Source organism: Polaromonas sp. (assembly GCF_030680935.1).
Taxonomy (GTDB): Bacteria; Pseudomonadota; Gammaproteobacteria; order Burkholderiales; family Burkholderiaceae_C; genus Polaromonas.
Genome location: NZ_JAUXUP010000053.1, coordinates 1 through 10,978, shown reverse-complemented (window position 1 = coordinate 10,978; position 10,978 = coordinate 1). Strand labels below are relative to the sequence as shown.

At 60.2% G+C, this 10,978-nt stretch carries 9 protein-coding genes and 1 other RNA gene; 4 read left to right on the top strand and 6 right to left on the bottom strand.

Annotation, left to right across the window (positions count from 1 at the left end; all coding sequences use genetic code 11):
* The 6 genes from Q8L50_RS13460 to gyrA all read right to left on the bottom strand — a co-directional run.
* Positions 1–996, bottom strand: a 996-nt coding sequence (locus tag Q8L50_RS13460) for a 30S ribosomal protein S1 (RefSeq protein ID WP_305349147.1), incomplete at its 3' end; no start/stop codon positions are given.
* A 138-nt stretch (positions 997–1,134) separates the two neighbouring features.
* Positions 1,135–3,123: a bifunctional 3-phosphoshikimate 1-carboxyvinyltransferase/cytidylate kinase gene (locus Q8L50_RS13455; RefSeq protein ID WP_305349146.1), complete on the bottom strand. Its 1,989-nt coding sequence runs from the start codon at positions 3,121–3,123 to the stop codon at positions 1,135–1,137.
* Positions 3,124–3,132: 9 nt separating this feature from the next.
* Positions 3,133–4,011 (bottom strand): prephenate dehydrogenase/arogenate dehydrogenase family protein, encoded by an 879-nt coding sequence (locus Q8L50_RS13450; RefSeq protein ID WP_305349145.1) that lies wholly within the window; start codon positions 4,009–4,011, stop codon positions 3,133–3,135.
* Between the two features lie 38 nt (positions 4,012–4,049).
* The gene (pheA, locus tag Q8L50_RS13445; protein WP_305349144.1) at positions 4,050–5,132 is read right to left on the bottom strand and encodes a prephenate dehydratase; all 1,083 of its coding nucleotides are present in this window, start codon (positions 5,130–5,132) and stop codon (positions 4,050–4,052) included.
* 79 nt (positions 5,133–5,211) lie between these two features.
* Complete coding sequence (locus Q8L50_RS13440) at positions 5,212–5,796, bottom strand: DUF2059 domain-containing protein (protein WP_305349143.1); 585 nt, start codon at positions 5,794–5,796, stop codon at positions 5,212–5,214.
* Complete coding sequence (gene gyrA, locus Q8L50_RS13435; protein ID WP_305349142.1) at positions 5,796–8,444, bottom strand: DNA gyrase subunit A; 2,649 nt, start codon at positions 8,442–8,444, stop codon at positions 5,796–5,798. Before gyrA ends, Q8L50_RS13440 begins: the two co-directional genes overlap by 1 nt.
* A 256-nt stretch (positions 8,445–8,700) precedes the next feature.
* On the opposite strand from gyrA, the gene ompA reads away from it, so the two are divergent.
* The 4 genes from ompA to ssrA form a co-directional block, all read left to right on the top strand.
* On the top strand, positions 8,701–9,339 hold the full coding sequence (ompA, locus tag Q8L50_RS13430; protein ID WP_305349141.1) for an outer membrane protein OmpA: 639 nt from the start codon (positions 8,701–8,703) through the stop codon (positions 9,337–9,339).
* 68 nt (positions 9,340–9,407) lie between these two features.
* Positions 9,408–10,115, top strand: a complete 708-nt coding sequence (gene ubiG / locus Q8L50_RS13425; RefSeq protein ID WP_305349140.1) for a bifunctional 2-polyprenyl-6-hydroxyphenol methylase/3-demethylubiquinol 3-O-methyltransferase UbiG — start codon at positions 9,408–9,410, stop codon at positions 10,113–10,115.
* A 13-nt stretch (positions 10,116–10,128) separates the two neighbouring features.
* Positions 10,129–10,803 (top strand): HAD-IA family hydrolase, encoded by a 675-nt coding sequence (locus Q8L50_RS13420; protein WP_305349139.1) that lies wholly within the window; start codon positions 10,129–10,131, stop codon positions 10,801–10,803.
* A gap of 12 nt (positions 10,804–10,815) precedes the next feature.
* Positions 10,816–10,978: a transfer-messenger RNA gene (gene ssrA / locus Q8L50_RS13415) on the top strand; the annotation flags it as partial.

Here is a 10,978-nt window from a genome sequence, read left to right as displayed (position 1 = left end):
GACCATGACTTCAACTTCGTCACCAAGGGTGACGAGTTTGATTGGCGCCACGTTCTTGTTGGTCCAGTCCATTTCGTAAACGTGGACCAGGCCTTCGAGGCCGGGCTCGAGTTCCACAAACGCGCCGTAGTCGGCAATGTTGGTGATCTTGCCGAACAGGCGGGTGCTTTGCGGGTAGCGGCGGTTCACGCCCATCCATGGGTCGTCGCCCATTTGCTTCAGACCCAGCGACACACGGTTTTTCTCGGTGTCGAACTTCAGGATCTTGGCGATGATTTCCTGACCGGCTGTCACCACTTCGCTAGGGTGACGCACGCGGCGCCATGCCATGTCGGTGATGTGCAGCAGGCCGTCGATACCGCCCAGGTCCACGAAAGCACCGTATTCGGTGATGTTCTTGACGATGCCCTTGACGGCAGAGCCTTCTTTCAGCGTTTCCATCAGCTTGGCGCGTTCTTCGCCCATGGACGCTTCGACCACAGCGCGGCGTGACAGCACGACGTTGTTGCGCTTGCGGTCCAGCTTGATGACCTTGAATTCCATGGTCTTGTTCTCGTACGGAGACAAGTCCTTGATGGGGCGGGTGTCGATCAGCGAGCCGGGCAGGAAGGCGCGGATGCCGTTGACCAGAACGGTCAGGCCGCCCTTGACCTTGCGGCTGGTCTGGACAGTGACAAACTCGCCGGACTCCAGGGCTTTTTCCAGGCTCATCCAGGAGGCCAGGCGCTTGGCCTTGTCGCGCGACAGCAGGGTGTCGCCATAGCCGTTTTCAACGGAGTCGATGGCCACGGAGACAAAGTCGCCGACCTGGACTTCGAGTTCGCCCTGGTCGTTCTTGAATTCTTCGAGGGGGACGTAAGCCTCGGATTTGAGTCCGGCGTTGACGACAACGTGGTTGTGGTCGATACGAACGACTTCAGCGGTGATGACTTCACCGGTACGCATTTCAGAGCGTTTCAGCGATTCTTCAAAGAGGGCGGCAAAAGATTCTGACATTGATTTTCCTAGTCCACAGCGCAGGGTTCCAATAGCGGAATTGCCATTGTTTTTAAAGCTGACTGCGGCGGTTTTTTGCGGATGATCCGCGGTTAAGTTAAATGTTCCTGCTGACCGTGCACTGGCGTGTATTGGTGGTCAGAAGGGCCGGGTACCTTGCCACCAGTCAAGCACCTGTGCCACCGATTCTTCAATCGACAGCGCAGAGTTGTCCAGCAGTTTGGCGTCATCAGCAGGCTTCAGAGGTGAGGACTGACGCGTCATGTCACGTGTGTCCCGGGCCTCCAGATCTTGCTGAATCCCGGCGATTGTAGCTGAAATTCCCTTTGAAATCAACTGCTTATGGCGCCGTTCTGCCCTGTGCCGGGCGCTTGCCGTCAGATAGATTTTCAGGGCAGCGTCCGGAAAAATCACTGTTCCCATGTCCCGGCCATCCGCCACCAGGCCCGGGAGCTGCCGGAAATCATGCTGCAGGTCCACCAGCGCCAGGCGCACGGTCGGCAGGGCGGATACGCGCGATGCGTTCATGCCGGCCTCTTCGCTGCGTATGGTTTCCGTGACCTCCTGCTCGCCCAGAAAGACCTTGCCGTCTGTGAAACGCACGGGCAGCGCCCTTGCCAGGGCCGCGATAGCGGCTTCCTGGGCCGGTTCTATGGCCAGGCCGGCTTGCATGGCCGCCAGCGCCGTGATGCGGTACATCGCCCCCGAGTCAAGAAAGTGATACCCCAGTCGGCGCGCCACCACTGCGGCTACCGTTCCCTTGCCGGAAGCGGTGGGGCCGTCGATGCAGATCACGGGAATCCCGGCGGGCGCGGCTTCGCAGACCGAAAACAGGGTTTCAAAGTAGTCCGGAAAGGTTTTGGCCACACATTTGGGGTCGAGGATACGGACCGGCAGCTGCGCCGGGTTGAAGGCCGCCAGCGAAAAACACATCGCCACGCGGTGGTCGTCGTAGGTGTGGATGGGCGCGGTTTGCCAGTGGACGGGTGGGGTGATTTTGAGATAGTCGGCGCCTTCCTCAACACCGGCACCCAGCTTGCGCAACTCACAGGCCATGGCGGCGATACGGTCGGTTTCCTTGACGCGCCAGCTCGCGATGTTGCGCAGCGTACTCGGGCCGTCGGCATACAGGGCCATCACCGCCAGGGTCATGGCCGCGTCGGGGATGTGGTTGCAATCGAGGTCTATCGCATGCAGCGGCCAGGCGCCCCGGCGCACTGTCAGGCTGTTGGCCCTGCTCTCGACAAGCGCGCCCATCTGTCGTGCTGCCTCGATAAAGCGGATGTCGCCCTGGATGGACTCTGCGCCCACACCCTGAATTTCTATACCATTTTGGCCTGCAGCCCCTTCCGCTATTGCGCCAAGCGCTATGAAATAGCTGGCAGATGAGGCGTCGCCTTCGACATGAATTTCGCCGGGTGAACGGTAGCGGCTTCCACCAGGGATGGTGAAGCGCTGCCAGCCGTCGCGTTGGATGTCGATACCGAATCGCGCCAGTAGCCTGAGTGTGATGTCGATATACGGCCTGGAGATCAGCTCGCCGACGACTTCCAGTGTGATGTCCCGGGTTGCCACCAGGGGAAGCGACAGCAGGAGGGCTGTCAGAAACTGGCTGGACACGTCGCCGCGCACCCGGATGGGTGCGTCCAGCGTGAGCTGGCCGGTGCGCACGCGCAGCGGCGGAAAGCCCGGCTCGGCCAAGTAGTCGATGGCGCAACCAAGCTGGCGCAGAGCGTCCACCAGGTCACCGATGGGGCGTTCGTGCATGCGCGGCACGCCCGACAATTCGAAATCCCCGCCCAGCAATGCCAGCGCTGCGGTCAGCGGGCGCATCGCCGTGCCGGCATTGCCCAGATACAGAACGGCGCCAGGCACGGCGAGCTTGCCGTCCATCCCGTCGATCACGGCGGTGTTGCCGCTTTGCGTCACCTGGCAGCCCAATTGCCTGAGCGCAGCCAGCATGACTGCGGTGTCGTCCGACGCCAACAGGTCGTGCACGGTGGTACGGCCCTGGCTTAGCGCGGCGAGCAGCAATACACGGTTGGAAATGCTTTTGGAACCGGGCAGCGCGACCCGTCCGGCGGCACCCGCCAATGGCGGGATGTCCAGAAACTCACTGGAAAACATGCGGAGCCCCTATTTGATCGATTTGGGCGCGCTGATGCGCCAGTTGGCGCGTGTGCTGCTGGCTTGGTCGATGCGTGCTTCGAGCGCGTCGCCGTCACCGCTCGCAATCAGCTTTTCAAGCGAAAGCAGGGTTGCCTGAAAAATCTTCGATTGCTCCAGCAGCTCTTCCTTGTTTGCAATCAGGATATCGCGCCACATTTTGGGGTCGCTGGCTGCGATGCGGCTGAAGTCCCGGAAGCCCGGACCAGCCAGTGACAGGTATTCCTTGCCCTGGGCCTGTCCCGAAATACCGCTGATCAATGCGAAGGCAATCAGGTGCGGCAGGTGGCTGACGGCGGCATAGGCTGCATCGTGTGACTGCGGCGACATTTTCACCACGTTGCAACCCAGGGCGGTCCAGACGTCGACTGCCTTTTGCAGTTGTACCGTGAAGGTGCGCTCGATCGGCGTCAGGATGACCTGTTTGCCAACGTACAGGTTGACATCGGCATTCTCGACGCCCGAGACTTCCTTGCCGGTGATGGGATGTGCTGGCACAAAACAACCCACATGGTCGCGCAGGATCCGGCGGGCCGCGTCAACCACATCGCGCTTGGTGGAGCCGACGTCCATGATCAGTGTGTTGGCGTTGACCAGATGGCGGATGCCCTTGAAAGTGGCCTCGGTGGCCGACACCGGTACCGCCAGTAGCACGATGTCGGCGCCGGACACCGCCAGCAGGGCCGAGGGGGCTTCCACATCGATCACTCCCATCTGCCGCGCCCGCTCAGTGGTGGAGGGGGACTTGCTGTACCCGACGACACGCTTGACCAAGCCGGCACGTTTGAGCGCCAGTGCGAAAGAGCCCCCCATCAGGCCGCAGCCGATGAGTCCCAATTGTTCAAACATGACTGGGTGCCAGGGTGGACTGTAGATATTTCATTTTTTCAATCAGCTATCGGGTAGGTGCCCAGCACTTTGTAAAACGCGCAAAGCTGCTGTAGATCTTTCAGGGCCGCCGCCACATGGGGCTGTGAGGGGTGACCCTGCAAATCAATGTAGAAAAAGTACTCCCACTGGCCGGATCGTGCAGGACGCGACTCGAAACGTGTCATCGAGACGCCGTGGGTTTTCAGTGGAACCAGAATGTCATGCACCGCGCCCGGGCGATTCGGCACCGACACAATCAGGCTGACGCAGTCCTTGCCTGAGGCCTGCGGCGCCGCCAGCACCTGGGGCAGGCAGATCACTGCAAAACGGGTGCGGTTGAAGGCGTCGTCCTGGATCGCGTGGGCGGCAATGTGCAGGCCAAACTCCGCGCCGGCGCGCTCACTGGCAATACCGGCCCAAGCGGGGTTGCCGGCAGCCAGCCTGGCGCCTTCGGCATTGCTGGACACGGCGCGCCGCTCGGCATCGGGCAAATGGGCACCCAGCCAGCCCTGGCATTGCGCCAGTGCCTGCGCATGCGCGAGCACCACCTCAATGCCCGCCAGGGAGTTGGACAGTCGCAGCAGGTTGTGGCGCACCAGCAGGCTGGTTTCTCCCACCACATGCAAAGGGGAGTTGAGGAACAGGTCGAGTGTGCGGGTCACCACACCCTCGGTGTTGTTCTCGACTGGCACCACGCCAAACTGGGCAGTGCCTGCCGTGGCGGCGCGAAAGACCTCGTCAAAACTGGCGCAGGGCTGGTGTTCGATGCTGGAACCGAAAAACTGCACAGCGGCTTGCTCGCTGAAAGTGCCGGCCGGGCCCAGATAGGCCACCCGCTGCGGGGCCTCGAGCGCCCGACAGGCCGACATGACTTCACGCCAGATGTGGGAGATGCTGTCGCTTTTGAGTGGCCCGACGTTGGCCGCCTGCAGGCCCTGAATGACCTGCGCTTCGCGCTCTGGCCTGAAAACGGGCGAGCCGTCCCGGCGCTTGAGCTCGCCGACTTCATTGGCCAGGGCTGCCCGTTGATTGAGCAGTGCCAGCAGCTGCTGGTCCACCCAATCAATCTGTTGCCGGAACTGTTGCAGATCCTGGGTCATGAACGAGCCGTCGGAAATGGCAGCAGACGCGTCGAGGCGGATTGCCGCGTGGATATCGGCACAGGGCGCGGGTCAGCCCTCATTTTTTGGCAGGTTTTGCCGGCGTTGCAACGGGCGGCTTGGCTGCGGGTAAAGGCCCGGCAATTTTGCCGGCGACTTCGTCAAACTGCTTCGCGCGCGTTTGTATCTCGCCTCTGGAGCTCTCGATCAATTTCTGTACAAAAACATTCACCAGGGCGGGCGTTGTCGCCTTGTATTTTTTGACGGCAGGTGACTCAAAAAATGCCGTCAACTGCTTGAGCTCGTCCAGAGTGAAGCGGTCCATGTACGCCGGCACCAGCGCATCGCGGCTGACTTGAGCGACCTTGCTGGCAATGATTTTGTTGGCATCGGTTGCGAATTTGATGATCTCGGCGTTGATCTCTTCCGCCACCTTGGCCTGTTTGGCCGCAGGGGTGATGATCTCCAGCCGCGGCTCCCAGCTGCCGATCAGGTCCTGCGACGCGCTGGTGGCGAGTTGCTCGACCAGGCTGTCCAGGTCGGGGCCTTGCTGCAGGGCCACCAGGCGGGTCGCCCATTCGAGTTTTGGATCCGCGGGCTGGGCCTGAAGGCCGGACGAAAAAGTGCAGGCAGCAAGCAGCAGTGTGGTCAGTGTTTTATTCATCAATTGGTTTCCGGGTTGGAGGCAGAAGTGCCTGAATCAGTGTCGGGTTCATTGTCGTCCAGGGTGGCATCGTTTTCGACGATGCGCTGCAGGCCGCTCAGCTGCGAGCCTTCGTCCAGGCCGATCAGGGTTACGCCCTGGGTGGCGCGTCCCATCTCGCGTATTTCGCTGACCCGGGTGCGCACCAGCACACCCTTGTCGGTGATCAGCATGATTTCGTCGTCCACGTGCACGAGGGTGGCTGCGACAACCTTGCCGTTGCGCTCACTTTGCTGGATCGCGATCATGCCCTTGGTGCCGCGGCCATGTCGCGTGTATTCCTGGATGGAGGTGCGTTTGCCAAAACCGTTCTGGGTGGCGGTCAAGACGCTTTGCTGCTCGTCTTCTGCTACCAGCATGGCGATTACGCCCTGACCATCGTCGAGCATCATGCCACGCACACCGCGTGCGTTGCGGCCCATGGGGCGCACGTCGTTTTCATCGAAACGCACGGCCTTGCCGCCGTCGGAGAACAGCATCACGTCATGTTTTCCATCAGTCAGCGCTGCGCCGATCAGGTAATCACCGTCGTCGAGGTCAACGGCGATGATGCCGGCCTTGCGCGGGTTGCTGAAGTCTTCCAGCGGGGTTTTTTTGACCGTGCCCATGCTGGTCGCCATGAACACATACTGATCCGCCGGAAAGGTTCGCTTTTCTCCGGTCAGGGGCAGCACCACGGTGATCTTTTCCCCTTCCTGCAGCGGGAACATGTTGACGATGGGGCGGCCGCGCGAGCCACGTGACCCTGCCGGAACTTCCCACACCTTGAGCCAGTAGAGCCGGCCCCGGTTGGAAAAACACAAAATGTAGTCGTGCGTGTTGGCGATGAAGAGCTGATCCACCCAGTCGTCTTCCTTGGTGGCCGTCGCCAGCTTGCCGCGGCCTCCTCGTTTTTGCGCGCGGTATTCGGACAGCGGCTGGCTTTTGATGTAACCCGTGTGCGACAGGGTGACCACCATGTCGGTTGGTGTGATCAGGTCTTCTGTGCTGAGGTCAAACGAGCTGTGCTCGATGTGGCTGCGGCGCGCGCCAAGCTTGGTCTGGCCGAATTCCTGGCGGATGACCGAAAGTTCTTCGCCGATGATGGTCGAGACCCGTTCGGGGCGCGCCAGGATGTCGAGCAGGTCGTCGATTTCCGCCATGACTTCCTTGTACTCGGCGACGATCTTGTCCTGCTCCAGGCCGGTCAGGCGCTGCAGGCGCATTTGCAGGATTTCCTGGGCTTGCGTATCCGACAACCGGTACAGGCCATCGCTGCCCATGCCATAGCTTAATTCCAGGCCGTCGGGACGGTAGTCGTCGGCATTGACCACTCCACCGTCGGCGCGGGTTCGCGTCAGCATTTCGCGCACCAGGCTGCTGTCCCACGGGCGCTGCATCAGCTCTGCCTTTGCGATCGGCGGGGTCGGCGCGTTGCGGATGATGGCAATGAAGTCATCAATATTGGCCAGCGCGATGGCCAGGCCTTCGAGCACATGGCCACGCTCCCGTGCCTTGCGCAGGGTGAAGACCGTGCGGCGTGTGACCACCTCCCGGCGGTGTGACAGGAAGACCTGGATCAGGTCCTTCAGGTTACACAACTTGGGCTGGCCGTTGACCAGCGCCACCATGTTGATGCCGAAGGTATCCTGCAGTTGGGTTTGTTTGTACAGGTTGTTGAGCACCACCTCGGGCACTTCGCCGCGCTTGAGCTCAATCACCAGGCGCATGCCGGACTTGTCGCTTTCGTCCTGGATATGGCTGATACCCTCGATTTTTTTCTCATGGACCAGCTCGGCCATGCGCTCCTGCAGCGTCTTTTTGTTGACCTGGTAAGGCAGCTCGTCAACGATGATGGACTGGCGCTGGCCCTTGTCGATGTCCTCGAAGTGGCAGCGCGCCCGCATAACCACCTTGCCGCGGCCAGTGCGGTAACCGTCCTTGACACCGTTGATGCCGTAAATAATGCCGGCAGTGGGGAAGTCGGGCGCCGGGATGATCTCCATCAACTCGTCAATAGTGGCCTGCGGGTTCTTCAACAGGTGCAGGCAGGCGTCAACTACTTCATTGAGGTTGTGCGGCGGTATGTTGGTGGCCATGCCCACGGCGATACCGCCGGAGCCGTTGACCAGCAGGTTGGGAATGCGCGAGGGCAGAACCAGAGGTTCCTTTTCGCTGCCGTCGTAGTTGGGACCGAAATCAACGGTTTCCTTGTCAATGTCAGCCAGCATTTCCTGGGCGATTTTGGCCAGGCGGATCTCGGTGTAACGCATCGCCGCTGCGTTGTCGCCATCGACCGAGCCGAAGTTGCCCTGACCATCGACCAGCATGTGGCGCAGTGAAAAGTCCTGGGCCATGCGGACAATCGCGTCATAAACCGACTGGTCGCCGTGCGGGTGGTATTTGCCGATCACGTCACCCACGATACGGGCCGATTTTTTGTAGGGGCGGTTCCAGTCGTTGTTCAACTCGTGCATGGCAAACAACACGCGCCTGTGTACTGGCTTGAGACCATCGCGGGCGTCTGGCAAGGCACGCCCGACAATCACGCTCATTGCGTAGTCGAGGTAGCTCCGCCGCATTTCCTCCTCAAGACTGATGGGCAGGGTTTCTTTTGCAAACTGGGTCATGAGGGGCCTGAATTGGATTTTTCGACGCGCGGGAGGTGTAGCCAGCTGATTTTAAGGCCTGTGTAGCCCTTGATCGGGGTGTGGCAAGCCCGCAACAAAAAACAGTGGTTTATCCATTTCTGTGTCGGACGAAGCCGATAGCGCACTGGAACAGCGAAGTAGCTATGGCACAATAACTGTAACGCTTTGAGTGATGGTCACTCACGGCGTGCATTTAATTCGCAGCCAGTCTGCGGCTTTTCTCTAGAGGAGAACCATGAAGAAACTCAACAAAGTGGCAATGTTGTTTGCTTCCGCAGCGCTTGCAACCGCCGCTGGTGCACAAACAATCGACAACTGGAAAAACGGCACCAATGAGCTGGTCTGGAAAAACGGTACCAACGAATACTGCTGGCGTAACAGCGTCTGGACGCCGGCTACTGCTGCTCCAGGCTGCGATGGCGCTATTGTTCCCGTAGCTCCTGCTCCTGCACCTGCGGCCGTTGCTCCTGCACCGCGTCCTGCGCCTGCACCAGCACCTGTTGCTCCTCCTGCAGCTACCAAGGTAACTTACGCCGCTGACGCGTTCTTCGATTTTGACAAGTCTGTGCTCAAGCCTGAAGGCAAAGCCAAGCTTGACGACCTGGTCGGCAAAATCAAGGGCATCAATCTGGAAGTCATCATTGCCGTGGGTCACACTGACTCGGTCGGCAGCGATTCCTACAACCAGAAGCTGTCGGTTGCCCGCTCTGAGTCTGTCAAGGCTTATCTGGTGTCCAAAGGCATCGAGAAAAACCGCGTTTACACCGAAGGCAAAGGCGAGAAACAGCCAGTTGCTGACAACAAGACCAGCGAAGGCCGCGCCAAGAACCGTCGCGTGGAAATCGAAGTGGTTGGTACCCGCGCCAACAAGTAATCCCCCGCGGATCGCTTGAAAAACCGCGCTACGGCGCGGTTTTTTTATGTCCGGACGATAATCATTCCATGCAAACCACTGAAAACGCCGACCCTGCCGAACTGGCCAAATTTTCTGATCTGGCACATCGCTGGTGGGATATGGAAAGCGAGTTCCGGCCGCTGCACCAGATCAATCCGCTGCGTCTGGGCTGGATAGAAGGCCTGGTGCCGATCCAGGGCAAACGGGTACTGGACATAGGCTGCGGCGGCGGCATTTTGGCCGACTCCATGGCAAGACGCGGCGCGCAGGTGCTGGGTATTGACCTGGCGACCAAGGCACTGAAAGTGGCCCAGTTGCATGCGCTTGAGGCTGGAACCCAGGGGGTTGAGTACCGCGAAGTCAGCGCCGAGACCCTGGCACTGGAGGAGCCGGGCGGGTTTGATGTAGTGACCTGCATGGAAATGCTGGAGCATGTGCCAGACCCTGCCTCGGTGGTGCGGGCCTGCTCGACCCTGGTCAAACCGGGTGGACATGTGTTTTTCTCCACCATCAACCGCAATGCCAAGGCTTTCCTGTTTGCGGTGGTGGGTGCTGAATACGTGCTGAACCTGTTGCCGCGCGGCACACACGAATACGCCAAATTCATCAAACCCAGCGAACTGGCTGGCTACTGCCGCAGCACCGGGCTGGCTTTGTCACAGACCCGGGGCATGGAATACAACCCCTTGACGCGCCATTACTGGCTGAGCGGCGACACCAGTGTCAACTACATGCTGGCCACCCAAAAAACCTGAGGTTCTGCATCCGATGTTTGACGATATTGAGGCCGTGCTGTTTGATCTGGACGGCACGCTGATTGACAGTGCGCCCGACCTGGGGGCCGCCGCCGACAAGATGCGCACCGACAGGGGGCTGGCGCCGCTTCCACTGGCCGATTACAGGCCGATGGCTGGTGCCGGTGCCAGGGGCATGCTCGGCGTGGCTTTTGGCCTGACGCCTGAGCATGCTGATTTTGGCGCCCTGAAAGAAGAGTTTTTCGCGAACTACGAAGCCTGCCTGACAGAGCGCACCAACGCCTTTGAAGGTGTGGCCGAATTGATCGCTCAAATTGACGGAGCAGGGCTGAAATGGGGCGTGGTGACGAACAAATCCGAGCGTTTCACCTTGCCCCTGACGCGTCAGATGCCCTTGTTCAAGACAGCGAAAGCCATTGTGAGCGGTGATACAACGCCCCACGCCAAGCCGCACCCGGCGCCGTTACTGGAGGCGGCGCGACTACTCGGGCTGCCGCCGGGCCGCTGTGTGTACGTCGGAGACGACGAGCGCGACATTGTGGCTGGACGCGCTGCTGGCATGCCGACCGTCGCAGCGGCTTACGGCTACCTCGGGCTTGCCGCGGATACCGGGGGCTGGAAGGCCGATGCCACGGCTGTTTCACCGGATGCCATCTGGAAGCTCTTGAATTTTTTGCGAATGCCTTAAACTAGCTCGCTTGGGGCTGCATTGGTTTCGACGCGGGTTCGGACGCGGTGTGGTGCATGTCGAGCTGAGTGTGCTCGTAAAACTGATTCAAACAAACTAACTGCAAACGACGAACGTTTCGCACTCGCTGCTTAATTGCCAGTGAGCTTTACAACAGCAGGCCGATGGGCTGGGC